This is a genomic window from Pseudomonas sp. SBT1-2, from assembly GCF_028640875.1.
GTDB classification, from domain to species: Bacteria; Pseudomonadota; Gammaproteobacteria; order Pseudomonadales; family Pseudomonadaceae; genus Aquipseudomonas; species Aquipseudomonas chlororaphis_I.
Genome location: NZ_JAQZAA010000082.1, coordinates 1 through 26,001 on the forward strand (window position 1 = coordinate 1; position 26,001 = coordinate 26,001).

General features: G+C 66.7%; 27 protein-coding genes. 16 read left to right on the forward strand and 11 right to left on the reverse strand.

Annotated features, from left to right (window positions below; genetic code table 11):
* Window positions 1–251: 251 nt before the first annotated feature.
* Window positions 252–1,031, reverse strand: a complete 780-nt coding sequence (locus tag PVZ78_RS15230) for an AraC family transcriptional regulator (protein WP_009048210.1) — start codon at window positions 1,029–1,031, stop codon at window positions 252–254.
* 223 nt (window positions 1,032–1,254) lie between these two features.
* Between PVZ78_RS15230 and PVZ78_RS15235 the strand changes: the two genes are divergently transcribed.
* Entirely contained in the window at window positions 1,255–1,482 is a 228-nt protein-coding gene (locus tag PVZ78_RS15235; RefSeq protein ID WP_009048208.1) for a DUF6555 family protein, read from the forward strand.
* 170 nt (window positions 1,483–1,652) lie between these two features.
* On the opposite strand, the gene PVZ78_RS15240 is transcribed toward PVZ78_RS15235, so the two are convergent.
* A complete protein-coding gene (locus tag PVZ78_RS15240; RefSeq protein WP_016702767.1) occupies window positions 1,653–1,823 on the reverse strand; it encodes a metallothionein in 171 nt (56 codons plus the stop codon).
* A 103-nt stretch (window positions 1,824–1,926) separates the two neighbouring features.
* The gene (glcC, locus tag PVZ78_RS15245; protein ID WP_273828899.1) at window positions 1,927–2,691 is read right to left on the reverse strand and encodes a transcriptional regulator GlcC; all 765 of its coding nucleotides are present in this window, start codon (window positions 2,689–2,691) and stop codon (window positions 1,927–1,929) included.
* Window positions 2,692–2,922: 231 nt separating this feature from the next.
* Here glcC and glcD point away from each other — a divergent pair, with 231 nt between their 5' ends.
* The 4 genes from glcD to PVZ78_RS15265 are packed head-to-tail and all read left to right on the forward strand — an operon-like array spanning window position 2,923 to window position 7,181.
* Window positions 2,923–4,422, forward strand: a complete 1,500-nt coding sequence (gene glcD, locus PVZ78_RS15250) for a glycolate oxidase subunit GlcD (protein WP_009048205.1) — start codon at window positions 2,923–2,925, stop codon at window positions 4,420–4,422.
* Entirely contained in the window at window positions 4,422–5,501 is a 1,080-nt protein-coding gene (glcE, locus tag PVZ78_RS15255) for a glycolate oxidase subunit GlcE (protein WP_273828900.1), read from the forward strand. The genes glcD and glcE overlap by 1 nt, the downstream gene beginning before the upstream one ends.
* A gap of 15 nt (window positions 5,502–5,516) precedes the next feature.
* Window positions 5,517–6,767: a glycolate oxidase subunit GlcF gene (gene glcF, locus PVZ78_RS15260; protein WP_053268647.1), complete on the forward strand. Its 1,251-nt coding sequence runs from the start codon at window positions 5,517–5,519 to the stop codon at window positions 6,765–6,767.
* Window positions 6,768–6,779: 12 nt separating this feature from the next.
* A complete protein-coding gene (locus tag PVZ78_RS15265; RefSeq protein ID WP_009048202.1) occupies window positions 6,780–7,181 on the forward strand; it encodes a heme-binding protein in 402 nt (133 codons plus the stop codon).
* A gap of 57 nt (window positions 7,182–7,238) precedes the next feature.
* Here the strand turns inward: PVZ78_RS15265 and PVZ78_RS15270 are convergent, their stop codons facing one another.
* Complete coding sequence (locus tag PVZ78_RS15270) at window positions 7,239–8,558, reverse strand: Nramp family divalent metal transporter (RefSeq protein WP_038580317.1); 1,320 nt, start codon at window positions 8,556–8,558, stop codon at window positions 7,239–7,241.
* 255 nt (window positions 8,559–8,813) lie between these two features.
* Between PVZ78_RS15270 and PVZ78_RS15275 the strand changes: the two genes are divergently transcribed.
* The 3 genes from PVZ78_RS15275 to PVZ78_RS15285 all read left to right on the forward strand — a co-directional run bounded on the left by PVZ78_RS15275 (window position 8,814) and on the right by PVZ78_RS15285 (window position 11,272).
* The gene (locus tag PVZ78_RS15275; RefSeq protein ID WP_273828901.1) at window positions 8,814–9,590 is read left to right on the forward strand and encodes an AraC family transcriptional regulator; all 777 of its coding nucleotides are present in this window, start codon (window positions 8,814–8,816) and stop codon (window positions 9,588–9,590) included.
* Window positions 9,591–9,650: 60 nt separating this feature from the next.
* Window positions 9,651–10,556 (forward strand): aromatic amino acid exporter YddG, encoded by a 906-nt coding sequence (gene yddG / locus PVZ78_RS15280; RefSeq protein WP_273828902.1) that lies wholly within the window; start codon window positions 9,651–9,653, stop codon window positions 10,554–10,556.
* 140 nt (window positions 10,557–10,696) lie between these two features.
* Window positions 10,697–11,272, forward strand: a complete 576-nt coding sequence (locus PVZ78_RS15285; RefSeq protein WP_096373691.1) for a hypothetical protein — start codon at window positions 10,697–10,699, stop codon at window positions 11,270–11,272.
* 47 nt (window positions 11,273–11,319) lie between these two features.
* On the opposite strand, the gene PVZ78_RS15290 is transcribed toward PVZ78_RS15285, so the two are convergent.
* The 6 genes from PVZ78_RS15290 to PVZ78_RS15315 form a co-directional block, all read right to left on the reverse strand.
* A complete protein-coding gene (locus tag PVZ78_RS15290; RefSeq protein ID WP_273828903.1) occupies window positions 11,320–12,036 on the reverse strand; it encodes an alpha/beta hydrolase in 717 nt (238 codons plus the stop codon).
* A 119-nt stretch (window positions 12,037–12,155) separates the two neighbouring features.
* On the reverse strand, window positions 12,156–13,268 hold the full coding sequence (locus PVZ78_RS15295) for a succinylglutamate desuccinylase/aspartoacylase family protein (RefSeq protein ID WP_009048195.1): 1,113 nt from the start codon (window positions 13,266–13,268) through the stop codon (window positions 12,156–12,158).
* A 297-nt stretch (window positions 13,269–13,565) separates the two neighbouring features.
* The gene (locus PVZ78_RS15300; protein WP_009048194.1) at window positions 13,566–14,345 is read right to left on the reverse strand and encodes an ABC transporter substrate-binding protein; all 780 of its coding nucleotides are present in this window, start codon (window positions 14,343–14,345) and stop codon (window positions 13,566–13,568) included.
* Window positions 14,346–14,684: 339 nt separating this feature from the next.
* On the reverse strand, window positions 14,685–15,449 hold the full coding sequence (gene cobF, locus PVZ78_RS15305; RefSeq protein WP_273828904.1) for a precorrin-6A synthase (deacetylating): 765 nt from the start codon (window positions 15,447–15,449) through the stop codon (window positions 14,685–14,687).
* 179 nt (window positions 15,450–15,628) lie between these two features.
* Complete coding sequence (locus tag PVZ78_RS15310) at window positions 15,629–16,192, reverse strand: histidine phosphatase family protein (protein WP_273828905.1); 564 nt, start codon at window positions 16,190–16,192, stop codon at window positions 15,629–15,631.
* 94 nt (window positions 16,193–16,286) lie between these two features.
* The gene (locus PVZ78_RS15315) at window positions 16,287–16,850 is read right to left on the reverse strand and encodes a DUF4865 family protein (RefSeq protein ID WP_016702754.1); all 564 of its coding nucleotides are present in this window, start codon (window positions 16,848–16,850) and stop codon (window positions 16,287–16,289) included.
* 94 nt (window positions 16,851–16,944) lie between these two features.
* On the opposite strand from PVZ78_RS15315, the gene PVZ78_RS15320 reads away from it, so the two are divergent.
* From PVZ78_RS15320 to astA, 8 genes are all read left to right on the forward strand, one after another.
* Window positions 16,945–17,811: a LysR family transcriptional regulator gene (locus tag PVZ78_RS15320; protein WP_273828906.1), complete on the forward strand. Its 867-nt coding sequence runs from the start codon at window positions 16,945–16,947 to the stop codon at window positions 17,809–17,811.
* A gap of 169 nt (window positions 17,812–17,980) precedes the next feature.
* Window positions 17,981–18,835: a MurR/RpiR family transcriptional regulator gene (locus PVZ78_RS15325; protein ID WP_009048189.1), complete on the forward strand. Its 855-nt coding sequence runs from the start codon at window positions 17,981–17,983 to the stop codon at window positions 18,833–18,835.
* A 2-nt stretch (window positions 18,836–18,837) separates the two neighbouring features.
* The gene (locus PVZ78_RS15330; RefSeq protein WP_081362122.1) at window positions 18,838–19,482 is read left to right on the forward strand and encodes an isochorismatase family cysteine hydrolase; all 645 of its coding nucleotides are present in this window, start codon (window positions 18,838–18,840) and stop codon (window positions 19,480–19,482) included.
* On the forward strand, window positions 19,479–20,825 hold the full coding sequence (locus PVZ78_RS15335) for a glutamine synthetase family protein (protein WP_273828907.1): 1,347 nt from the start codon (window positions 19,479–19,481) through the stop codon (window positions 20,823–20,825). Before PVZ78_RS15330 ends, PVZ78_RS15335 begins: the two co-directional genes overlap by 4 nt.
* Window positions 20,809–21,561, forward strand: a complete 753-nt coding sequence (locus PVZ78_RS15340; protein WP_028682915.1) for an N-formylglutamate amidohydrolase — start codon at window positions 20,809–20,811, stop codon at window positions 21,559–21,561. The genes PVZ78_RS15335 and PVZ78_RS15340 overlap by 17 nt, the downstream gene beginning before the upstream one ends.
* A gap of 194 nt (window positions 21,562–21,755) precedes the next feature.
* Window positions 21,756–23,099, forward strand: coding sequence for an APC family permease (locus tag PVZ78_RS15345; protein WP_016702750.1), 1,344 nt, complete (start codon window positions 21,756–21,758; stop codon window positions 23,097–23,099).
* 192 nt (window positions 23,100–23,291) lie between these two features.
* Window positions 23,292–24,308, forward strand: coding sequence for an arginine N-succinyltransferase (locus tag PVZ78_RS15350; protein WP_273828908.1), 1,017 nt, complete (start codon window positions 23,292–23,294; stop codon window positions 24,306–24,308).
* A gap of 58 nt (window positions 24,309–24,366) precedes the next feature.
* Window positions 24,367–25,401: an arginine N-succinyltransferase gene (gene astA / locus PVZ78_RS15355; protein ID WP_009048183.1), complete on the forward strand. Its 1,035-nt coding sequence runs from the start codon at window positions 24,367–24,369 to the stop codon at window positions 25,399–25,401.
* A 65-nt stretch (window positions 25,402–25,466) separates the two neighbouring features.
* Here astA and PVZ78_RS15360 read toward each other — a convergent pair whose 3' ends face one another.
* Window positions 25,467–25,865: a carboxymuconolactone decarboxylase family protein gene (locus tag PVZ78_RS15360; RefSeq protein WP_009048182.1), complete on the reverse strand. Its 399-nt coding sequence runs from the start codon at window positions 25,863–25,865 to the stop codon at window positions 25,467–25,469.
* Window positions 25,866–26,001 lie beyond the last annotated feature (136 nt).

The window sequence follows — 26,001 nt, forward strand, 5'->3', positions numbered from 1 at the left end:
ATAGCCCCGGCGCGGAATGTCTGGCGGACCGCGTTACCGTTCATCGCGAGCAAGCTTCGCTCCTACGGGTATTGCGGCGCCCACACAATGAGTGCCTGTGCGCAAAGCCCCGTAGCCGCTGCCGAGCCGCGCGAGGCTGCGATCGACTGCGCAGCAGGCGCAAAGCCTGAGAATGCAGTGGGCCTGGATAAACGCGGTGGCCCGGTCGCAGCCTCGCGGAGCTCGGCAGCGGCTACAGGGATGATTGACGCTCAGGCGCGGGCTTCTCCGGCCGCGTATTGCGACGGGGCCAGCCCCAGCTCGCGGCGGAACATGTCGCTGAAGCTGCCGGGGGAATACCCCAGTTCGCGGGCGATGGTGCTGACCGGCACGCCCTGGATCAGCTCGGCGGCGGCCGTGGCCAGTTGCACCTGGCGGCGCCACTCGGCGAAGCCCATGCCCAGGCCGTCCTTGAACAGCCGCGCCAGGGTGCGCACGCTGGCGCCCGCCGCCTCGGCATGGCGCTCGAAGGGAATGTCCAGGGAAGGCGCGGCCATCACCGCCTGGCAGAGATTGATCAGGCGCCGGTCGGAACTGTCCGGCAGTACGATCTTCAACTGCGAGCGCCGGGCGCGCTTGAGTTCCAGCAGGGCCAGGTTCACCAGCGCATCGTAGTACTCCGGCTGCGGCGCTCCCTCATGCTCCACCAGACGCACGATCAGCTCGCGCAGCAGGTTGTCCACCTGCAGCACCTGCACCTGGCTGTCGAGGGTCGCCGCCAGGCTCGGGCGCAGATAGATGTTGCGCATCTGCAGGTCGGTGACCACGCGGATCCCATGGGGCACGCCCGGCGGCAGCCACACCGCCCGTTGCGGCGGCACCACCAGCGCCTCGTTCGGCGTCTCGACCCACATCACCCCGCTCATGGCATACAGCAGTTGCCCCCAGGCATGTTCGTGGGGCTCGATGAACAGGCCACGCGGATAGGTGCGCGCCAGGGGTTGTACCGGCACATCGGTGTCGCTGAGGTCGGGAGGTGCGGCAAGGGCCATGGCCGGGCATCGTCGTCAAGCAGGGGGGCCCATGGTAACCCCGCCGATCCGCCTGGAAAACCGCGAAGAAGCATCCGGACGGACGCCACAGGGCCAGGCAATAACCCGTTCGGATGCTTGCCCGACCGCTGTCCGACCGCTGAGCCCCTTGCTCGACAATCCGAGTGAATTTTTCCCTGCCCGCGCGGGTCACTAAACCATCACAGGGAGGATTGATAGCTTTATGAACAACGCAAAACTTTTCGTCATCGAATACACCCTGCACGGCGCCCCCAAGTCCTTCATCATCCGCTCGGAGAAGATGGACAACGCCGAGGCGTGGCATTGGGCAAGCTGCGACGCCGGTGTCGGCCGCATCGGTCGCTTCGGCCTGGAACGGGTGAAAAAGACCAGCAAACCCCTGGCGGAAAAATTCGGTATCGAGAACGTCACCTGGCGACCGTCGACCTGATCCAACCGAGGCCTTGGGCGTAGGGCGTGATACGCCACGGCGTTGGATGATCGAGCCATGCCGAGCGCGGCCACCTGCAACTGGATCGACGCTCGCAAACAGGACGCTCGCAACTGGAAAGTGGAGCCCTGAGCGGCTCCACTGCTTTTCCACCCGACAACTTCAACCCGTCAGTGGTGCGCACCCTTGGCGCAATCGCAGCCTTCGGTAGAGGTGCAGGGTTCGCCGTTGGCGTGGTGGCTGGCGCAGGCCTGGCAACAGTAGTGCTTGCCGTGACGGACGATGGCATGGGCGCCGACCTTGCAGGTGCAGCCCGGGCAGGCACAAGTCTCGTTGGACATGGGGTGACTCCTTTGTGGTGGTCGTCGACGACGCGAATGTTGCCGCGTCTCTAGCAGTGTAGTGGCTGCCCGTCGCCGCCATTGGCCCCTGGTCGCGGCGGCGTCAGTTCCAGCCTTCCAGGCGCAAGGTCGCCCGCACCAGGCGCTGCTCCTCGTTTTCGATCTCCCGCAGGTTGTCGCAAAGACCCTGGATATGCGCGATGGCGGCCTTGCGCGCCTGCTCCGGCAGGCGCCCGGTGACGGCGTTGTAGAGCCGCGCGTGCTGGCGGTCGATCTGGCGTTTCTGCGCCTGGCGGTGGTAGAGGTTGTTGACCGAGGCGAACACCGAGTTGAGCAGCAGGTCGGTCAGCGAGCGCAGGGTCTGCACCAGCACCGGGTTGTGCGAGGCCTCGCAGATCGCCAGGTGGAAGGCGTGGTCCAGCCGTGCGTGGGCCGAGGCCTCCAGTTCCTGGCCATGGGCGTCCAGCAGCGCCTGATAGGCGCGGCCGATCAGCACGAAATCGGCATCGGTGCCGCGCAACGCCGCCAGCCGCGCCGACTCGCCTTCCAGCAGGCTGCGCACTTCGAACAGGTCGTAGAGGGTGCGCGGCTGGGAGCTGAACAGATGCATCAGCGCCGAGGTCGCACCCTGCCCCGACAACTGGGCGACAAACGAGCCCTTGCCCTGCTTGGTTTCGATGATGCCCCGCGCCCGCAGCAGTTTCAGGCCCTCGCGCAAGGCCGTGCGCGACACCCCAAGTTTTTCCGTAAGGCGCCGCTCCGAGGGCAGCAGTTGGCCGGTCTTCAGTACGCCGTCGACGATCAGGCGTTCGATGCGTTCACAGACCACATCCGCCACCTGATGCCGGGTCGAATCCTTGCTGTGCATGCGTCCTCCACTGGTATGACCAGCTGTGAAGAAAAAACCCGATCAAACGGACCGCCAGGCCATCCCGCTGAAATACTTAAGTTTTTATAAAAATCCCGGCATCGCTGGCGCAACAAACTGGTTCGACCAGTCCCCGGTCCCGTGGACAGTAAGGCCAGCCGGGCCAATGATGCAACTGAGCGGCCTGTCCGCCGAGCGCCCATAAAAACAACTCAGGGTCGTTAGCCACCCATGAATATCCTCTACGACGAACGCGTCGACGGCGCGCTGCCCACAGTCGATAAAACGGCACTGCTCCAGGTACTGCGCCAACGCCTGCCCGACCTGGACCTCCTGCACCAGAGCGAAGACCTCAAACCCTACGAATGCGACGGCCTTTCGGCCTACCGCACCACACCGATGCTCGTAGCCCTGCCACGGCATATCGAGCAGGTGCAGGAACTGCTGCGGATCTGCCATGAACGCCGCGTGCCGGTGGTCGCCCGGGGTGCCGGCACCGGTCTGTCCGGCGGCGCCCTGCCCCTGGAACAAGGCGTGCTGCTGGTAATGGCGCGCTTCAACCAGATCCTGCATATCGACCCCGCCGCCCGCACCGCGCGGGTCCAGCCCGGAGTGCGCAACCTGGCGATCTCCCAGGCTGCCGCGCCGTTCGGCCTGTATTACGCCCCCGACCCGTCTTCGCAGATCGCCTGTTCCATCGGCGGCAACGTCGCGGAAAACGCCGGCGGCGTGCACTGCCTGAAATACGGCCTGACCGTGCACAACCTGCTCAAGGTGGAGATTCTCAGCGTCGAAGGCGAACGCTTGACCCTGGGCAGCGACGCCCTGGATGCGCCCGGTTTCGACCTGCTGGCGCTGTTCACCGGTTCCGAAGGCCTGCTCGGGATCATCACCGAGGTCACGGTCAAGCTGCTGCCCAAGCCGCAGCTGGCCAAGGTGCTGCTGGCGGCCTTCGACTCGGTGGAAAAAGCCGGCCGCGCGGTGGCCGATATCATCGCCGCCGGCATCATCCCCGGTGGCCTGGAGATGATGGACAACCTGGCGATCCGCGCCGCCGAGGACTTCATTCACGCCGGCTACCCGGTGGACGCCGAGGCCATCCTGCTGTGCGAGCTGGACGGCGTCGAAGCCGATGTCCATGACGACTGCGACCGGGTCCGCGCGGTGCTCGAACGGGCCGGCGCCACCGAGGTCCGCCAGGCCCGCGACGAAGCCGAGCGGGTGCGTTTCTGGGCCGGGCGCAAGAACGCTTTCCCGGCGGTGGGCCGGCTGTCGCCGGACTACTACTGCATGGACGGCACCATCCCGCGCCGCGCACTGCCGGGGGTGCTCAAGGCCATCGCCGCGCTGGCCGCCGAATACCAGTTGCGGGTGGCCAACGTATTCCATGCCGGCGACGGCAACATGCACCCGCTGATCCTGTTCGACGCCAACCAGCCCGGCGAACTGGACCGCGCCGAAGCCCTGGGCGGCAAGATCCTCGAATTGTGCGTCGCGGTCGGCGGCAGCATCACCGGCGAACACGGGGTCGGCCGGGAGAAAATCAACCAGATGTGCGCCCAGTTCAACAGCGACGAGCTGACCCTGTTCCACGCGGTCAAGGCGGCCTTCGACCCCGGCGGCCTGCTCAACCCCGGCAAGAACATCCCGACCCTGCACCGCTGCGCCGAATTCGGCGCCATGCACGTGCACGCCGGGCAACTGCCCTTCCCCGAGCTGGAGCGTTTCTGATGACGGCACACGCGGATAACGATGCCAGCGGCGCACTGCTGGAACAGGTCGGGCAGGCGCTGGCCGACGGCACGCCGCTGCTGATCCAGGGCGGCAACAGCAAGGCCTTTCTCGGCCGCATGACTGCCGGCGAGGTGCTCGACACCCGCGCCCATCGCGGCATCGTCAGCTACGACCCGACCGAGCTGGTGGTGACGGTCCGCGCCGGCACGCCATTGCAGGAACTGCTGGCCGCGCTGGACGCTGCCGGGCAGATGCTGGCCTGCGAGCCGCCGGCCTTCAGCGACGGCGCCACCGTTGGCGGCATGGTCGCCGCCGGGCTGTCCGGCCCGCGGCGGCCCTGGGCCGGTTCGGTGCGGGATTTCGTCCTCGGCAGCCGGGTCATCACCGGCACCGGCAAGCTCCTGCGCTTTGGCGGCGAGGTGATGAAAAACGTCGCCGGCTACGACCTCTCGCGCCTGCTGGTGGGCAGCTACGGTTGCCTCGGGGTGCTTACCGAGGTGTCGCTCAAGGTCCTGCCCAAACCCCGCCAGTGCCTCAGCCTGAGCCTGGAAATGGACAGCGCCAAGGCCCTGGCCTGGCTCGCCGACTGGGGCCAGCAACCGCTGCCCATCAGCGCCGCCAGCCATGACGGCCAGCGCCTGCACCTGCGCCTGGAGGGCGGCGAAGGTTCAGTGGCCGCGGCCCGCGATCGCCTGGGTGGCGAGCCCTTGGCCGCCGATTACTGGGCCGACCTCAACGAGCAACGCCTGGCGTTCTTCGACGAAGGCCTGCCGCTGTGGCGCCTGTCACTGCCCAATAACACCGGCGTCCTGGAGCTGCCCGGCCAGCAGTTGATCGGCCAGCAGTTAATAGATTGGGCCGGCGCCCAGCGCTGGCTGAAATCCGCGGCGCCCGCGGAGCGCATCCGTAGCCTGGTGGAGCGCGTCGGCGGCCACGCCACCTGCTACAGCCACGGCCTGCTGGACAGCCCGTTCCAGCCATTGCCGGCGGTGCTGCTGCGCTACCACCGCCAGCTCAAGGCGCAACTGGACCCGCAAGGGATCTTCAACCCCGGCCGGCTCTACGCCGAGCTCTGAACGGAGACCCGCAGCATGCAAACCACCCTGAGCGAACAGGCGCGCCAGCTGCCCCGCGCCGCGGAAGCCGAAAGCATCCTGCGCACCTGTGTGCATTGCGGTTTCTGCAACGCCACCTGCCCCACCTACCAGCTGCTGGGCGACGAACTGGACGGGCCGCGGGGGCGCATCTACCTGATCAAGCAGGTGCTGGAAGGCCACGAGGCCACGGCCAAGACCCAGCTGCACCTGGACCGCTGCCTGTCATGCCGCAACTGCGAAACCACCTGCCCGTCCGGGGTGGATTACCACAACCTGCTGGACATCGGCCGCGCCGTGGTCGATGCCGCCGTCCCCCGGCCCCTCGGCCAGCGCCTGCTGCGCCAGGGCCTGCGCGCCCTGGCGCCGAACCCGGCGCTGTTCAAGGCACTGATCGGCACCGGCGCCACCTTGCGCCCCTGGCTGCCCGAGGCCGTGCAGGGCAAGCTGCCGCGCCAGGTACAGCCGGCCAAGGCGCGTCCGGCCACGGCCCACGCGCGACGTATCTTGCTGCTGGAAGGTTGCGTGCAGGCGAGCCTGTCGCCCAACACCAACGCGGCGACGGCGCGGGTCCTCGACCGCCTGGGCATCGCCGTGGAGCCCGTGGCCGAGGCCGGCTGCTGTGGCGCCGTGGATTACCACCTGGATGCCCAGGACGCCGGCCTGGAACGGGCCCGGCGCAATATCGACGCCTGGTGGCCGCACCTGGAAAACGGCGCCGAAGCCCTGGTGCAGACCGCCAGCGGTTGCGGCGCCTTTATCAAGGATTACGGCCACCTGCTGGCCCACGACCCGCGGTATGCCGCCCGCGCCGAGCGGGTCAGCGCCCTGGCCCGGGACCTGGTGGAAGTGCTGCGCGACGAACCGCTGGAACAGTTGCACGCCCACAGCGACCAGCGCCTGGCCTTCCACTGTCCGTGCAGCCTGCAGCACGCGCAGAAACTCGGCGGCGCGGTGGAGGCGGTACTCAAGCGCCTGGGTTTCGAACTCACCGAGGTGCCCGACAGCCACCTGTGCTGCGGCTCGGCGGGCACCTACTCGCTGACCCAGCCCGAGCTGGCGCGACAACTGCGCGACAACAAGCTCAATGCCCTGGAAAGCGGCCGCCCCGAGCTCATAGTCACCGCCAATATCGGCTGCCAGACCCACCTCGACGGCGCCGGACGCACCCCGGTGCGGCACTGGATCGAGCTGGTCGAGGCCGCCCTGCCGCCCCTGGATTCTTCCCCTCAACCCAATACCCCTTGAAAGGAGCACGCCATGCACAGCAAAGCCATCCTGGGTCATCGCGAAGTCCAGCGCATTCTTATCGCCGCGCGGGACGAGGCCGAGCGCAACCAGTGGCCGGTGAGCATCGCCATCGTCGACGACGGCGGCCACCCGCTGGCCCTCGAACGCCTGGACGGCGCCTCGCCGATCAGCGCCTATATCGCCGTGGAAAAGGCCCGCACCGCCGCCCTCGGCCGACGCGAGTCCAAGGGTTATGAAGAGATGGTCAACGGCGGACGCACCGCGTTTCTCTCGGCGCCGCTGCTGACCTCGCTGGAAGGTGGCGTGCCCGTGGTGTTCGACGGCCAGGTGATCGGCGCCGTCGGTGTGTCCGGGGTCAAGTCCGGGGAGGATGCCCAGGTGGCGTTGTTCGCCGCCCAGGCGCTGGATTGAAGATCGGGACCGCTGCGCGGTCCATCGCGAGCAAGCTTCGCTCCTACAGAAGCGTGCCTACACCACCAGTTGCGCAATCAACCAGGCGTTGGCGCCGCTGATAATGGCGAACAGGCTCCAGGCGAGGATGCGGGTCGGCCAGCGGTTGACGAACACGCCCATCAACTGCGGGTCGCTGGTCATGCGGATCAACGGGTACAAGGCGAACGGCAGTTGCAGGCTGAGCACCACCTGGCTCAGCACCAGCAGCTGGCCGACCGCGCCGTCGCCCATCAGCCATACGCCGACGAAGGCCGGCACCAGCGCCAGGCCGCGGGTGATCAGGCGCCGTTGCCAGCACGGCAGGCGCAGGTTCAGGTAGCCCTCCATGATCACCTGGCCGGCGATGGTGCCGGTGAAGGTAGAACTCTGCCCCGAGGCCAGCAAGGCCACGCCAAACAGCACGCTGGCCAGCGCCCCGCCCACCAGCGGATCGAGCAGGTGATAGGCGTCCTGCAGCTCCACCACCTCGGTGTGCCCGGTGCCGTGGAAGGCCGCGGCGGCGAGGATCAGGATCGCCGCGTTGACCAGCAGCGCCAAGGCCAGGGAGCCGATGGTGTCGATGCGCGCCAGCTTGATCGCATCCCGCCGGCTGGCCTCGTCCTGGCCCACCAGGCGGGTCTGCACGATGGAGGTGTGCAGGTACAGGTTATGCGGCATCACGGTGGCGCCGAGGATGCCGATCGCCAGGTACAGCGGCGCCGCCTCGCCGATCGCCGCCAGCGATGGCGTGAAGCCTCGCGCCACGTCCGGCCAGTAGGGTTTGATCAGCAGCAGCTCGACGAAAAAGCACAGGCCGATAGTGCCCACCAGCACCAGCATGATCGCCTCCAGGCGGCGGAAGCCGCGGTTCTGCAAGGCGAGAATCAACAGGGTGTCGAAGGCGGTGATGACTATCCCGGTGGTCAGCGAAACCCCGAGCAACAGGTGGAACGCCAGGGCGCAGCCCAGGACCTCGGCAAGGTCGGTGGCGATGATCGACACCTCCGCCAGCAGCCACTGGGTCCGCGCCGTGCGGGTGCTGTAGCGCTGCCGGCAAAGCTGCGCCAGGTCGCGCCCGGTGGCGATGCCCAGGCGCGAGCACAGGCACTGCACCGCCATGCCCGCGAGGCTCGCCAGCAGCACCACGAACAGCAGGTTGTAGCCATAGCGCGAGCCGGCCTCGATGGCGGTGGCCCAGTTGCCCGGGTCCATGTAGCCGATGGAAATCAGCAGGCCGGGGCCGGCGAAGCGCAGGATCCGTTTGAACAGCGGCGCGGTGGGATCGACAACGATGGTGCCGGCGACTTCCGGCGGGCAGAAGGGTGCAGTACCGACTTTGGGGAGAGTGAATTTCACGCGGGCATCCGGAAGGCTGGAACGGTGGCCCAGCTTAGACGTTTCAGCGGACCGGCCCAAGCCTTGATAGCGCCCTGCCCCAGCCTATGCAGCCCCGCTTCTGTAGGAGCGAAGCTTGCTCGCGATAGCGGTGTGTCAATCACCACAACAGCTGAGCCAGACCCCTTTTCCCCAACCATCCCACACCGCCCAACCACTCCTACAGCACCCGCATTTTCAGGCATGATGCGGGGCAGCCATCCGCGGAGCCGCGCCATGAACACTCCAGCCCAACCCTCTGTCGCCCTGGCGATGCGTTCGTATTCCGGGCAGGTCGAGCTGCACGACCACGATTTTCCGCAGATCGTGCTGCCGCAGTCGGGGGCAATGGAGATCGAGGTGGACGGCCGCGGCGGCAAGGTCGATGCCAGCCAGGGCGTGCTGATCGCGCCGGGCGCCCGGCATAGCTTCCTGGCCGAGCGCCGTAACACCTTTCTGGTGCTCGACCTGGATAGCCCCGGCAGCGAGCCGTCCCTGGCCGATAGCCGCTTCTTCGCCATCGACCCGCAGATCCGCCACCTGCTCGGCTATGCCAGCCACAGCGGCGCCTTGCTCAGTTCCTCCAGCCCGGTCGCCAGCGCCTGGAGCGCCCTGCTGCTGGCCTGCCTGGCCCGCCCGACGCCAAGCGCGCCGCAACGCCAGGCACTGGCGCGGGCCCTGGCCTATATCGAACAGCACCTGGGCAGCCCGCTGAGCGCCCGCGCCATCGCCCAGGCCGCGGGGGTCAGCGAGCGCAGCCTGTACCTGCTGTTCGAGCGGGACATGCACAGCACGCCTTTCGCCTACATTTCGACCCTGCGCCTGGACCGCGCCATCGACCTGCTCGGCCGTACCCTGCTGCCCATCAGCGAGATCGCCCAGCGGGTCGGCTACGCCGATCAGAGCGCCCTGACCCACGCCTTGAAAAAGGCCCGCAACCAGACCCCGGCCGCCCTGCGCAAGGCCGCTCGCGACACCCAGGCGCAGGCTGCGACAAGAGTTCGGCAGGCCTGATCAATACCGCCGTCGCGGCGGCTTCTATGCTGGCCACACCGCCCTTGCCTCGGTGTGCCTATGACCGCCATCCACTCAACCCGCCTCGCCCCCTCCCGCAGCGGCGCCGCCACCGCCATCGGCGTGATCGCGGTGTTTCTCTGGTCATGCCTGGCGCTGCTGACCACCCTCACCGCCGGCATTCCCCCCTTCCAGTTGCTGGCCCTGAGCTTTGCCGTGGCCTGCGGCGCCAGCCTGGTATTGCTCGGCTTGCGGGGGCGCGCCGGTTTTCGTGGCTGGCGCCAGCCCTGGCCGATCTGGGCCCTGGGGTTCGGCGGGATCTTTGCCTACCACGCGCTGTATTTCTTCGCCCTGAAAGCCGCGCCGGCCGCCGAGGCCAGCCTGATCGCCTACCTCTGGCCGTTGCTGATCGTCCTGCTGGCGGCCCGGGCCGGCGGCGAACCGCTGCGCGGCCGGCAACTGACCGGCGCCTTGCTGGGGCTGGCCGGCACCGCGTTCATCATGCAGCAGCGCGCTGCCAGCCAGGTTGGCGCGATGCCGGTGGCGGGTTACCTGGCGGCGTTCGGCTGTGCCCTGGTGTGGTCCGGCTACTCGGTGCTCAACCGCCGTTTCAGCAGCGTACCCAGCAGCCTGATCGGCGGCATCTGCGGGCTGGTGGCGCTGGCCGGGGCGCTCTGCCACCTGATGTTCGAAAACCCGGTGCAACCGGACCTCAAGCAATGGCTGGCGATCCTCGGCCTGGGGCTGGGCCCGGTCGGCCTGGCCTTCTTCGCCTGGGACCACGCCACCAAACACGGCAACCTGGCCACGCTCGGCGCGCTGTCGTACCTGGCGCCGTTGATCTCCACCCTGCTGCTGATCGTCATCGGGCAAAGCCCGGCCAGTGTGTGGCTGCTGGTGCCGGCGTTGCTGATCATCGCCGGGGCGGTGCTGGCGACCTCGGGCGCGCGCTCTACCCAGGGTTGAGGAGCGTCCGACAAGCGCCACGAAGGCCGCTCCCGCTCCCTTTTATCCGAAATTCCGTGCCACCGCATATCCCGCTGGAGTGCCCCGCGACAGCCGTGGGAAGATGCGCGCCCCCAACGCGTTCACTCTGGAGAATCTGCATGTCCCTGTTCGGTAAACACGCCGCGGTCCTGGTCCTGGCGGCGCTGGCCGGTTTCAGCGCCCTGGACGTGTCCGCGGCCCAGCCGACGAACAAGAAGGCCAAGGTCGAGACCGTCTCGATGCTCGGCGGCAAGTTCAAGTTCAGCCTGCCCAAGGGTTTCATCGCCAACCCGCTGCAGGCCGGCGACGAAGCCAGCGGCACCGCCGGCGCCACCGGCACCATGTACACCAACGCCAGTACCAAGACCGTGGTCATCGCCGCGGAGAACCTGATCCCCGATGCGGTGCAGGCCAAGGACAACGACGCGCAGTTCCTCGACAGCGCGGTCTCGGGCTTCCTCTCGCAACAGGCGGCGGCCCTGCCGGATTTCAGCAAGCAAAGCGAAAAAAGCATGACCCGCGGCGGCCTCGGCCTGCGCCAGATCGACAGCACCGCGACCCAGGGCGGCGGCATGACCCAGAGCTCCACCCTGCTCGCCGGCTCCGGCAACCGCATGGCGGTGGTGCAGGTGATTTCGCGGATCAACGACAAGGCCAATCACGACAAGCTGGTCAGCCAGATCGTCGGCCAGTAAGCCCTCAGGAACTCGCAGCGACAGCGGCCGCTACGGGCTCACCCGCTTCAAGGGTTGAGGCTGAGCAACCAGCGGTTCAGGTCCTGGAGCTCGGTGTCGCTGATGGTATGGCCGACGCCCGGGTAGGCATGGAATTGCGGCGCCAGGCCCAGCCCGCGCAACAGGCTGTCGGCCTCGGAACCGTCGCTGTAAGGCAGGCGCATGTCCGCGGTGCCATGGGCGATGAAGATCGCCAACCGCTCCAGGCCCGCGCCGCTCTTGAGCTGCGAGCGCAGCACCGGCAGGATCTTCCCGCTCAGCGCGGCGATCCCGCGGACCGCCTGGGGATGGCGCAGGCCCAGCTCGTAGGACATGATCGCGCCCTGGCTGAAGCCCACCAGGAATACCCGGTCAGCGCGGGTGTGGTACTTGGCGACCGCCTGCCGGACGAACGCGTCGATCAGCTTCGCACCGTCGGCCAGCTCGGCGGTCACGCCGTCATAAGCCCCTTCGCCCTGCTTGTGAAACCACTGGTAACTGCCCTCTTCCACAGTCTGCGGCGCCCGGACCGAAAGGTAGGTGTAATCCGCCGGCAGCCCGTCCTTGAGGCCGAACAGGTCCTCTTCGTTGCTGCCGTAGCCGTGGAGAAAAATCACCAACGGCCGGTCGCGCGCGTCGGCCGGGGCCTGTTCCAGATAGAGCAGTGGCAGGTCGTCGTGCAGTGCGCCTTGGGCCTGGACGGAGGCAGACACGCACAGCAGCAACAGGGCCAGGAACTTGAACATGGGATGTCCTTCTGATGACACCGGGGGAAAGCGCCCGTTGCCTGGTTGTTTTGGCCGCGTAGCGGCCATCGCGAGCAAGCTCGCTCCTACAGGGAACCACCTGAATATCAAGGCCGGCTTCAATCGTTGGTCAGCTTGCCGCTACGGATAGGTTCGCGGCCGGCGACCTTGGCCTGCCAGATACCCGGCTCGGTGTAGCGGCTGCGGTCCAGGGCGAACAGCACGCCGCTGGTGGCGGCGCGCACCACGGTGACGATGTCGTTCAGCGGGTCGACCACCTCGAAGATCGCGTCGCCCCGCTCCACCCACTCGCCGGCCTCGCGCAGGAAGCTGACCACCCCATGGTGCGGGGCGAACAGGTATTGGGTGCCTTCGAACGGCATGCCCTCGCAACAGGCGTCCGGAGTGGCCGGCCAGTGGCCATCAATCAACCCTTGCTCGGCGAGAAAACCGAGGATCGCTTCGCAGTTGGCCTGGGCCTGTTCGACCCGGGTGTCGCCCATGCTGCCCAGCTCCAGGGTGGTGGCGAGGTTGGCCGCTGGAATCGCCGCCCGCGGGAAGTCGCGGGCCAGGCGCAGCCAGGGCGTGGAGCAGGATTCGTCGAACGAGCTGCCGCCGGAGTCTTCGCAAAGCAGCGCCACCCCGGCCTTCAGCCGCGCAGCCAGGGACTGCCACTGCGGCCAGTGCTGGGGCAACGCGTACAGGTGGATCGCCGCCTCGAAATCGCAGTGCAGGTCGAGGGTGATGTCGGCGTCGCAGGCATGGCGCAGCAACAGGCGTTGCAGGGCTTGCAGTTGCGAAGCCGGGGCCGGCAGGCGGTCGAGGACTTCGCCCATGGTCTGGCGGATCAAGGCGACGTTGGCCGCCGCATCGCTGCCCAGGCGGTCACCGATCAGGTCGCCCACCGGACCGCTGAGTTCGACGAAGGCGCGGTTGAAATTCTTCCCGCTACCGCTTTCGAAACGCCCCAGGTGGCTGCTTTGCAAATGCTGGTCGAGGCCGATGGGGTTGGCCACCGGCACCAGTTCGATCACGCCCTTGAGCTGCCCTTGGGCTTCCAGTTCGCTCAGGCGTTTTTTCAGTTCCCAGGCGGTGCGCATGCCCGGCAGCTCGTCGGCGTGCAGGCTGGCCTGGATATAGACCTTGCGGCTGCCGCTGCCAAAACGGAACACGCTGAGCTGGCGCTGGGTGCCCAGGTGGCTCCAGGGCAAGGAATGGTCGATGCGTTGCATGAAGGGCTCCGGAAGAAAAATGGAGTTCGGCGGGGGCCGTAGCCTGAGGCATTTGCGCGGCCGTGAAAAGGTCGTCGTCCGCTGCCAGGCGGCGCGAGCTTCCTGTAGCCGCTGCCGCAGGCTGCGTTCGGCTGGCACGGCCGTGACGCCCTCAAGATCGCTGAAGGTCCTGCGGACCTTGGCGCAGCCTGCGGCAGCGGCTACAGGGATCGCCCTGCTCCTGTTCGGACCGGCAAATCGCACCCACAAAAAAGGCGGCGCCGTCTTCACGGTAGCCGCCTTTTTCAGCGCAGCGAATTACTCGCCGTAGACGTCGAACTTGAAGTACTTGTCCTGCACGGCCTTGTACTTGCCGTTGGCGCGGATCTCAGTGATGGCGGTGTTGAATTTCTCGGCCAGGGCGGTATCGCCCTTGCGCACGGCGATGCCGGCGCCGCCACCGAAGTATTTCGGATCGTTGTACTCGGGACCGACGAAGGCGAAGCCCTTGCCGGCGTCGGTTTTCAGGAAGCCGTCGTCGAGGTTGACCGAGTCGGCCAGCAGCGCGTCGATGCGACCGGACACCATGTCCAGGTTGGCTTCCTGCTGGGAGCCGTAACGCACCAGGTTGATCCCGGCCGGCACCAGCACTTCGGTAGCGAAACGGTCATGAGTACTGGCGCGCAGCACCCCGACTTTCTTGCCCTTGAGTTCGGTCAGCGGGTCCTTGACCTCGGTGCCTTCCTTCATCACGAAGCGCGCCGGGGTGTGGTAGTACTTGATGGTGAAGTCGACGTTTTTCTTGCGGTCGTCGGTGATGGTCATGGACGACAGGATGGCGTCGATCTTGCGCACCTTCAGCGCCGGGATCAGGCCGTCGAACTCCTGCTCGACCCAGGTGCATTTGACTTTCATCTGCTCGCACAGCGCATCGCCGATATCCACGTCGAAACCGGTGAGCTTGCCGTCGGGGGTCTTCATCGAGAATGGCGGGTAGCCGGCTTCGATACCGATGCGGATCGGCTTGGCATCGTCAGCCACGGCGGTCAGGGACAGCATGGACAGTGCCAGGGCACCGAACATCACAAGCTTCTTCATTTATAACTCCCGTAGACGGAGGCTCTTATTGGCAGAAAGGTTCGATTGGGGGAAATCGAAGTGGCCAGCAGTCTAGAGCGGCGCCCGGGCGGCAAATTGTGTTTATGCGACAAATACTTACAGAAAAACCACTTCCCGATCAGGACGACGCCGAGCCCGCCCTGTGCTGGTGCAATGACCGCGGAAAACCCCGCCGATCCCTGCATGTTTTCGGGTTTTCGTGCCTGGATTGCGACCTGCAAGTCGTGTGGAGAACGTCTTGGGCAGAGAGCGTCGAACCTGTACCTCGCCGACCGAATACCCTATCGCGGGCAAGCCTCGCACCTATAGAAGCCCCCCTCAATCCTCCGGCTTGCGCAACAGATAGGTGTCCATGATCCAGCCATTGGCCTGCCGCGCCGCCTTGCGCACCTGCTGGATCTGCCCGGCGACATCCTTGAGCCGGCCGGCGATCAGGATTTCCTCCGGCGTGCCGAGGTAGGCGCCCCAGTAGATCTGCAGGTCCTGGTCCGCCACCTGGCGATAGGCATCCTCGGCGTCGAGCATCACCACCAGGCTGTCGGCATCGCTCACCTGCCCCGCCGCCAGCCGCCGGCCGGTGGTGATCTCGACCGAGCGGCCGATGCGGTTCAACGGCACCTTGTGCTGCGCCGCCAGGGCCTGGACGCTGGTGATGCCGGGGATCACCTCGAACTCGAACGCACAGCGGCCGCTGGCCAGGATCGCCTGCAGGATGCGAATGGTGCTGTCGTACAGCGCCGGATCGCCCCAGGCCAGGAAGGCGCCGGTTTCGCCGTCCGCCAGTTCCTCGTCGATCAGGCGCTCGAAGGTGCGCTGCTTGTCGCGGTTCAACTCGGCGACGCTGGCCCGGTAATCCACCTCGGCACCGCGCAGCCGTTCCGGGCTTTGCGCTTCGACAAACCGGTAGCCGGGCTGCTCGATGTAGCGCTCGCAGATTTCCCGGCGCAGGTCGATCAGCGCGTTCTTGCTCTGGCCCTTGTCCATCAGGAAGAACACATCGGTGCGATTGAGCGCCTTGACCGCCTGCATCGTGATGTAGTCGGGATTGCCGGCGCCGATGCCGATGATCAGGAGGGTTTTCATGGGAGCGGGTCTCGGGTGCTGCTCGGGGGATGGAGTATGGCTGGGTTGTGGCGGCGCGTCACAGGGCGGCCGCTCTGCGGCCTATCGCGAGCAAGCTCGCTCCTACCATGATTTGCGCCAACCCGGTAGGAGCGAGCTTGCTCGCGAAAAAATCCCCAGGCCACGCCGAGCCAAGCCCGCTAATCGCGCTGATCCAGGCGCAATCTCCAGCGGCCATTGAAGCGCAGTTCGACCTGGGCCAGCGGCTCGACATCGATGGCATTGAAACTGGCCAGCGGGCATTGCATGACGTGCAGCAGCGCCGCGCGGATGACCCGCGGATGGGTCACCGCCAGCACATGCCCGGGCTGCTCGCTCAGCGTCGCCAGCCACGCCGCGACCCGCTCGCACAGCTGCGCCACCGACTCGCCGCCGTGGGGCGCCGAGTGGCTGTCGGCCAGCCAGGTTTGCAGGGCCTCGGGCTGCTCACGGTGCAGATCGTCAATGGACAGGCCCTGCCAGCGGCCCATGTCACAGTCGCGCAGCGCCGGCACCGTTTCCACGCTGGCGCCATACAAGGTAGCGGTCTGCCGCGCCCGTTGCTCAGGAGCGCTGAGCAGGCGCGGCGCACGCTTGAACGCCGCGGCCCGCGAGCCCGTCTGCGCCTGCCAGTCCATCTCCAGCGGCTCGTCCAGCGGAAAACACGCCAGCTTCTGGGCGACGGTCCGGGCATGGCAGATCAGGGTCAAGCGGGTGGCCGGCACGGGGAATCTCTCGACGTTGAATGGACGCAGGGGGCAATGTGGCTGCGTTTGTATCATGTGTCGCCGGGGGATTCCCAACTTGTCGCCGCCAGACTTAAGCGCTGGCGAGCCCCGGCCGGGCCAGGTACAGCACCTCATAGCGCTCGGCGCCGCGTGTACTGTCGGGCGCGCTGGCCGAAAGGGTGAAGCGCACCAGCTCCCAGGCCTGCAGGTCGAGGGCGACGAACACGGCGAAGGTGTCCGGGTCATCGGCCAGCCGTTGATTGTGTTCGACCTGCTCGGCCAGCAACCTGGCGCGGTCCGCCAGCGGATCGATCGCCAGGTGTTCGCGATAGAGAGTCCGCGCCTGGTTGCTGGAACCGCGGCGCCAGTCCAGGGGCAGCCAGGACTCGATGTACGGACGGCCGAACGAGTCGATCACGCTGTCGAAACCGCTGCCCATGAGAAACCGCGCGGCGCCCGCCGGATCGGCCCAGAGGTAGATCGAGGCGTACAGGTTATGCCGCGCGCCGTGCACGCCCCGCTCCTGGCCGGCGAAGACCTTGAACAGCAACCCGTCGACCTCGTCCCACAGGGGCCCGCGATCCGCGGCGCGATGGCGGATCACGCCCATGTCGTAATCGGCGGGCAGGCGGTGTGAATACTGTTTGGCCAACATGGCGATGCTCCTGTGCGTGAAGGTATTGCCAGCTTGCGCAGGGCCATTCATTACAACAAGATATCGGCAAATATATCTGCGATAAGTATCCGATATGAGCGAACCCCTCAGGCCGTTGGACATCGACACCGTGCACGCCTTCGTGCTGATCGCCGACTTCGGCAGCTTCACCCGCGCCGCCCAGGCGCTGGACACCTCCCAGGCCGCCATCAGCCTCAAGCTCAAGCGCCTGGAGGAACGCCTCGGCTATCGCCTGCTGGAGCGCACGCCGCGGCATGTGCGCCTGACCCCGGTCGGCGAGCAGTTCATGCAGGCCGCCCGCGACCTGCTGCGCGCCCATGAGCGGGCCCTGGGCGACATGCAGGCGGCGCCGGCGCGACGGCTGGTCATCGGCATCAGCGACCACGTGGCCGGCGCGGAATTGCCGCAACTGCTGAGCCGCATCGCCGCCTACGATCCGTTGCTGATCATCGAGGTGCGCATCGCCTCCTCCCGGGACCTGACGGCGGCCTTCGACCGCGAGGAACTGGACGCGGTCATCGTGCGCAACGAAGGCGCGCGCCAGGACGGCGAAGTGCTGGTGGTCGAGCGCTTCGGCTGGTTCGCCGCGCCGGCCTGGCAGCAGGTGCCGGGTACCCCGCTGCGGCTGGCGACCATGGCCGCGCCCTGTGGCGTGCGGCATATCGCCGTGCGCGTACTGGACGACGCCGGCATTCCCTGGACCGAAGTGTTTATCGGCGGTGGCGTGATGGCCGTCTGCGCCGCGGTCAGCGCCGGGCTCGGGGTGGCGGCGCTGGCCCATCGGGTGGCGCCGGCCGGTGCGGTGGAGGTTGGCGAACGCCTCGGCCTGCCGCTGCTGCCGGTCAGCGAAATCGTCCTGCTTGCGCGGCCCACCGACGCCCGCTCCGAGGAAACCCTGCGCGCCCTGAGCGCGGCCTTTCGCGGCACCCTGCCGCGCTGATGGCGTGCCCCAAAAAACCTCGAACAGCCAATAAACCTGGGCTTTTTCGCCCTCTTTTGGGGCGTTCGCGGGCGCTTCCATTTTTCACTAGACATGTAGCGTAAATTACATAAATACTGTTTTCACTTTCAGTGAAACAAAAACGACATTCCACTCGCGAAGGCGTTTTATGCCGTCTCTCAGAGACCAGATCACCGACCCGGCCCTCGACCTCACGCCTTCGGAGCGCAAGGTCATCCGTGCCCTGCTCGACCATTACCCGCGCAACGGCCTGGGGCCCATGTCACGGCTGGCCGAGCACGCTGGCGTCAGCGACCCGACCATCGTGCGGCTGGTGAAAAAACTCGGCTTCGGCGGTTATGCGCAGTTCCAGGAAGCGCTGCTCAGCGACATGGACGATCGCCTGCGTTCGCCCAGCACCCTGTTGCAACCGCGGGCCCAGGTCCCTCGGGACGATGCCTGGAGCCATTACCTGCAAGGCAGCCTGCGCAGCCTGGAACAGACCCAGGCCCTGACCCAGCCCGAAGACGTGCGCATCCTGGTCGACTGGCTGCTGGACAGCCGGCACGCGCTGTACTGCTACGGCGGGCGCTTCAGCAACTTTCTCGCCAGCTACCTGCTCAATCACCTGCGCCTGATGCGCCCCGGCTGCATGGCCCTGGACGACAACGCGCAACTGCCCGACCGCCTGTATGACGTGCAGCGCCAGGACATCGTCCTGCTGTTCGACTACCGCCGCTACCAGAGCCAGGCCCTGCGCGTGGCCAGCGCGGCCAAGGCGCGGCATGCGCGGGTGGTGCTGTTCACCGACATCTACGCCTCGCCCCTGCGGGAGCTGGCGGACCTGATCATCAGCGCCCCGGTGGAGTCGGCCTCGGCCTTCGACACCCTGGTGCCGGCCCTGGCCCAGGTCGAGGCGCTGGTCGCCAGCCTGAGCCTGCGCAGCACCGACCTGGACCGACGCCTGGAAGGCATCGACGCCCTGCGCAACGAATTCGCCACTCACCTGCTGGAGGACAAATAAGGATGGTCTGCCTTCCCCACCACTCGCCTCGCGACCTGCCATTCACCCTCGATCACACCGCCCTGCTGCTGGTGGACATGCAACGGGCCTGGCTCGATCCGCAGCTCGACCCGCATTTGCAGGTGCCGGACGCCGAGTACTTCATCAAGCGCACCCGTGAGCAGGTGATTCCCAACCAGCAGAAGCTCCTGGCGGCCATGCGCGGCGCCCGGCAGAACGTGCTGCACACCATTATCGAAAGCCTGACCGCCGATGGCCGCGACCGCTCGCTGGACCACAAGCTGTCGGACATGCACCTGCCCAAGGGCAGCCCGCAGGCGGCGATCATCGAGCCACTCGCGGCGCAGGAGAACGAAATCGTCCTGCCCAAGACCTCCTCCGGGGTCTTCAACTCGACCAACATCGACTACGTGCTGCGCAACCTGCAGACCCGCCACCTGATCGTCGCCGGCATCGTCACCGACCAGTGCGTCGACATGGCGGTGCGCGACGCCGCCGACCGCGGTTACCTGGTGACCCTGGTGGAAGACGCCTGCGCCACCTACACCGACGCCCGGCACCAGGCCTGCCTGAATGCGATCAAGGGCTACTGCTGGATCACCGATACCCGGACCGTGCTCGGCCGCCTGCGGGAGATGCAGGCATGAGCCGGAACAACGAGCCGTTGCAGCCGGTGGCCATGACCACCCTGCTCACCACCGACCTGATCGGCGTCAGCCGTGGCCGCTCGTTCCCCAGCGACGAACTGGACAGCTACACCAGCGCCGGCTGCGGCTGGGTCCCGGCCAACAGCGCGCTGACCCCGCAGGACATCATTGCCGAGCCCAACCCCTGGGGCGCCCGTGGCGACCTGCGGCTGATCCCCGACCTGGCCAGCCGGGTCCAGGTCGGCAACGGCCCGGACGCCAGCGCCTCGCCGCTGGACTTTATCCACGCCGACATCTGCGAGACCGACGGCCAGCCCTGGGCCGCCTGCCCGCGCACCCTGCTGCGCAACGAAGTGCAGCGCTACGCCAGCGAGCTGGGGCTGCAGGTCACCGCCGCCTTCGAGCACGAATTCAACCTGTACAGCGCCACTGCGCAACCGGAACGCCTGGCCTTCTCCCTGCAGGCCCAGCGCCAGGGCGCGGACTTCGGCGGCTGGCTGCTCAGCGCCTTGCGCGCCGCGGGCGTCGAGCCGGAAATGTTCCTGCCCGAATACGGCAAGCACCAGTACGAAATCACCTGCCGCCCGACCCAGGGCGTGGCCGCCGCCGACCGTGCGGTGAACGTGCGCGAGATCACCCGCGAGATCGCCCGGCAACTCGGCCACGGCCTGAGCTTCGCACCCAAGACCGCGGAACACGCAGTGTGCAATGGCGTGCACCTGCACCTGAGCCTGCAGAAATTGGATGGCACGCCGGTGCTGTATGAGGAAGGACGGGCCAACAGCCTGTCGTCCCTCGGCCAATTCTGGGCGGCCGGGGTGCTCAAGTTCCTGCCCGCGCTCTGCGCCTTTACCGCGCCAACGCCGATTTCCTACGCGCGCTTGCAGCCCCACCACTGGAGCGCCTCCTATGCCTGCCTGGGCCAGCGCAACCGCGAAGCCTCGCTGCGCATCTGCCCCACCGTGAGCATCGGCGGCAAGCCCGTGGCGCCGCAGTACAACCTGGAATTTCGCGCCCTGGACGCCACCGCCTCGCCGCACCTGGCCATGGCCGCGGTGCTGATCGCCGGGCGCCTGGGCATCGAACAGCAGTTGCCCCTGCGCGCCGTGACCGACGAAGTGCCGGACGAACTGAGCGCAGAACAGCGCCAGGAGCGCGGCATCGTCGCCCTTCCGGCCTCGTTGCCGCAGGCGCTGGACTGCCTGCGCAACTGCCCGGAACTGCTGCAAGCCCTGCCAGCCCCGCTGCTGGAAACCTATTTCGCCGTCAAACACCAGGAAGTGAAACTGACCGAGCACCTGACCCCTGCCCAACTCTGTGAGCACTATGCACACCTGTACTGAAACCGCTGAACTGGGGCTGTACACCCGACCGGCCTACCGGCTGCTGCGAGAAGACTCCGCGCACCCGCTGATCCTCGTCTGCGAACACGCCAGCCGTTATATCCCGGCGGCGCTCAACGACCTCGGCCTGGACCCGGAAGCAGCGCGAGAGCACATCGCCTGGGACCCCGGCGCCCTGGAGCTGGCGGAAAACCTCTCGCAGACCCTCGGCGCCACCCTGCTGACGGCCAATTATTCGCGGCTGCTGATCGACCTCAACCGCCCGTGCCAGGCCCACGACAGCATTCCGTTGCAGAGCGAGATCTACCAGATCCCGGGCAACCAGCACCTCGACGAAGCCACCCGCGAGTACCGCCGCAAGCAGCTGTTCAGGCCCTTTCATGCGCGCCTGAGCGGGCTGATCGATGCGCGCCTGGCCGCGGGCCGGCCGGTGCGGGTGGTGGGCATCCACAGTTTCACCCCGCTGTACTACGGCCAGCGCCGCACGCTGGAGATGGGCGTGCTGTTCGATCGCGCCGAGGGTTACGCCCGGCGCCTGCTGGAAGGCATGTCGGTCCACGACGTGAAGATCGCCGGCAACGAGCCGTACAAGATCGACGCCCTGGGCGACATGACCGTGCCGGCCCACGGCGATGCCCGCGGCCTGGATTCGGTATTGATCGAAGTGCGCAACGACCTGCTGCGCACCCCGCAGGCCATACAGTGCTGGACGGATTATCTGGCACCGCTGTTGTAGAAAAGGCTGTGAACCAGGATGGAGCTGTGGTTGTAAAAAAGCTGTTTGCTGTACCGGTACAACAACTATAAAAAACCGCCGTGGCGTGTCTTTAAACCTGCCAGGTTCAAATACATTGCCTGCCGCTCCAGGTCGTTCATCGACATCAGCGTCAGGCATCCGCCCCCCCTTTGGCTGACAAGGAGAACCTCTTCATGGAGATTGAAGAATTCGGCTACAAACAGGAACTCAAGCGCGGCCTGACGCTGCGCGACCTGGTGGTCTACGGGATGATTTTCATGATCCCGATCGCCCCGTTCGGGGTCTATGGCTATGTGAACCAGGAAGCACCGGGCATGGTGCCGCTGGCCTACATCATCGGCATGCTGGCGATGCTCTTCACCGCCCTCAGCTACGGCAGCATGGCCCGCGCCTTTCCCATCGCCGGCTCGGTCTACTCCTACGCCCAGCGCGGGCTCAACCCCCATGTCGGGTTCATCGCCGGCTGGCTGATGCTGCTCGACTACCTGCTGATCCCGCCGCTGCTGTACGTCTATGCGGCCATGGCGCTGAACCACCTGTACCCGGACATTCCCAAGGTCGGCTTCATCCTCGCGTTCCTGGTCAGCGCCACCTTCGTCAACCTGCGCGGCATCACCTTCACCGCACGGATGAACATCGTGTTTCTCCTGGCGCAGCTGGTGGTGCTGGGGATCTTCCTGTTCTACGCCTGGAACGCCCTGCACGGTGGCACCGGTAACGGCCAGCTGACCCTGGCGCCGCTGTACAGCCCGGAGCATTTTCACTTCGGCATGCTGATGCAGGGCGTATCGATCGCCGTGCTGTCGTTCCTCGGTTTCGATGCCATCTCGACCCTGGCCGAGGAGATCAAGAGCGAGCCGGGCAAGAGCGTCGGCCGCGCCGCCCTGATCACCCTGCTGGTGATGGGTGCGATCTTCGTGGTGCAGACCTGGATCGCCACCGACCTGGCCGCCGGCATGGGCTTCAAGTCGGCCGACACGGCCTTCTACGAGATCGCCGAAATCGCCGGCGGCAGCTGGCTGGCGACCCTGACCGCGGTGGCCACCGCACTGGCCTGGGGCGTGGCGGTCGCCATCACCTCGCAAGCGGCGGTGTCGCGCCTGCTGTTCGGCATGGCCCGCGACGGCAAGCTGCCGAAGATCCTGGCCAAGGTCCACCCCAGGCACAACACGCCGCACGTCAGCATCTACCTGGTGGCGGTGCTGTCGCTGCTGATCTGCTACCTGTTCATCAACTCGGTGGACACCCTCACCTCCCTGGTGAACTTCGGCGCCCTCAGCGGTTTCATGCTGCTGCACCTGACCGTGATCAATCACTACTGGCGCCGCAACAAGTCGGCCCAAGTGGTGCGTCACCTGATTTGTCCGGTGATCGGCTTCCTAATTGTCTGCGCGATCATGTACAACATGGGGGTCGATGCGCAGAAACTCGGTTGCATCTGGATTGCCATCGGCCTGGTCTACCTGTTTTTCCTCAACAAGCTGGGCGCCAATACGGCGCTGGTCGATCCACTTTAATCAACACCCCCGGCCGCCGCGGCACCATGAAGGTGCCCCGGCGAATCCGAGCGGGCGCCGACAGGTGCCTGCGTGCCACCGCCCGCCCTCGCGGGCCGTGGCAGTAATGCGTGGAAACCGACAGTGATTGTCAGGTTCGGCGCCCCGGGTCTCGCGACCAGGCGTCGATCATTTTGATACAGGAGTACATCCATGCTGGTCTTACGCCCAGTTGCGCCAGACGATTTGCCGGAGTTGCAACGGCTGGCCCGTGAAAGCCTGGTGGGGGTGACGTCCCTGCCGGACGATCGACAGCACCTGCTGGACAAGATTCTCGACTCTTGCGCCTCCTTCGCCGCCAACGTGCAGGCGCCGGGGCCGGAGAACTACTTTTTTGTCCTGCACGACCCGGCCCGCGGCCAGCTGCGCGGCTGCTCGGAAATCCTCGCCATGGCCGGGTTTTCCGCGCCCTTCTACAGCCTGCGCAACCGGCCTTTCGTCAGCAGCTCGCGGGAGCTGAACGTGCAGCACGGCGTGCCGACCCTGTCGCTGTGCCAGGACCTGAGCAACCACAGCCTGCTGCGCGGCTTTCATATCGACCCGGACCTGGTCGACACGCCCATGGCGGAGCTGCTCTCCAGGGCCCGCCTGCTGTTTATCGCCGCCCATGGCGCGCGCTTCGCCGACACCAGCATCACCGAGATCGTCGGCTACAGCAGCGACGACGGCCACTCGCCGTTCTGGGATGCCCTGGGCAAGCACTTCTTCGACCTGCCCTATGTCGAGGCCGAGCGCCTGTGCGGCCTGCAAAGCCGCAGCTTCCTCGCCGACCTGATGCCGCAATACCCGATCTACATCCCGATGCTGCCCAAGGCGGCCCAGGACTGCATCGGCCAGGTCCACCCACAGGGTCGCGAGGCCTACGAGATCCTGCTGCGCGAAGGGTTCGAAGCCAACCACTATGTCGACCTGTTCGACGGCGGCCCGACGCTGTACGCCCGCCACAACGGCGTTCGCTCCATCCGCCACAGCCTGATCGCCAACGCCTGCCCGGGCCCGCAGAGCGGCAGCGGCCGGGCCTGGCTGGCGAGCAACGAGCGGCTGGGGCAATACCGGGCCGCCCTGGTGCACCTGGACGAAGCGCCGGGGGACCTGGTCAACCTGGACCCGGAAAGCTTCCAGGCCCTGCAACTGCAAACCGGCGACCCGGTACGGCTGGTCGCCCTATGAAGAATCCCGGACACGTTTGCATTCGCCGCCGCAACAGGCGCGCAGAAGGAGCTGCATCATGATCGTTCGCCCGGTACGCATGACTGACTTGCCCGCGCTGATGGCCCTGGCCCAGCGCGCGGGCCTGGGGCTGACCACTCTGCCGGCCAACCAGGATCGCCTGACCCATCGGATCCGCTGGGCCCAGCGGACCTTTGCCGAGCAGGTGGAACGGGCCGACGCCGACTACCTGTTCGTGCTCGAAGACGACGACCAGCAAGTGGTCGGCATCAGCGCCCTGACCGGCGCCGTGGGCCTGCGCGAACCCTGGTACAGCTACCGGGTCGGCATGACCGTCAATTCGGCGCCGAACCTGGGGATCCGGCGGCAGATCCCGACCCTGTTCCTGAACAATGAAATGACCGGCCAATCGGAGCTCTGCTCGCTGTTCCTGCGCCCCGACCAGCGCCGTGACAGCAACGGCCGCCTGCTGTCCCTGGCGCGCCTGCTGTTCGTCGCCGAGTTCCCGCACCTGTTCGGCGACAAGCTGATCGCCGAGCTGCGCGGCAAGGGCGACGAGAACGGCTGCTCACCGTTCTGGAACAGCCTGGGCCGGCACTTTCTGCAGATGGATTTCGTCCAGGCCGACCACCTCTCCAGCCTCGGCCACAAACCCTTTATCGCCGAACTGCTGCCGCGCCAGCCGCTGTACACCTGCCTGCTCAGCGAACCGGCCCAGGCCGCGATCGGCCAGGCTCACGAAAACGCCGAGGCGGCGCTGGCCATCCTGCGCCACGAAGGGTTTGCCCATCAGGGCCATATCGACATCTTCGACGGCGGGCCGGTGATCGAGGCCGAGCTGAGCAAAGTCCGCGCGGTGCGCGAAAGCCAGGTGCTGCCGCTGTTGGTGGGCACCCCGGACGACGACGCGCCGACCTGGCTGATCCACAACCGCCGCCTGGAAAGCTGCCGCGTCACCAGCGCCCGCGGCCGCCTGGTGTCCGGCTGCCTGCTGGTGGACCGCCTCAGCGCCAAGCGCCTGCAATTGCAACCCGGCGATCTGGTGCGCGCCGTGCCGCTGCTCGCCACCCAGGCCAAGGCAGCGGCGGCCTGAAAACCTGATGACGGCGCTGGCCGATACGAGCAGCGCCGAGGGCCGCAGCCCTGCGGGTCACAGGCTCATTCAAGCTTGAACGCATCATCCAGCGGCACCCGGTAGCCGTTGGCCAGGCGATTGGTTTCGTTGGCCATGCCGACCACCGCCTGCAACTCGCCGAACATCGCCTCTGTCATCCCCGCCTTGCGCGCCGCGGCGGTGTGCGAAGCAATGCAATACGGGCAGTTGTTGGTAACGCTGACCGCCACGTAGATCAGCTCCTTGGTCAACGGATCGAGCGCACCCGGCGCCATGATCTCCTTGAGACTGTCCCAGGTACGCCGCAGGGTCGGCGGATGGGCCGCCAGGCATTTCCAGAAGTTGTTCACCTGGTCGACCTGACGGGTACGCATGATGTCATCGAACACCGCCCGCACTTCGGGGCTGGCGTCAGAGTATTCGGTGAGGTGGTTGCTGCTCATTGAAGGCTCCGCGGTGGGGGACGAGGCTTTCGAGTATAGGCAGAGGGATCGGGGGCGCCTGTCGCCACCCCTGTAGCCGCTGCCGAGCCTGCGAGGCTGCGACAGGGCCGCAGGTCCTCCAGCGGTCTTGAGATCC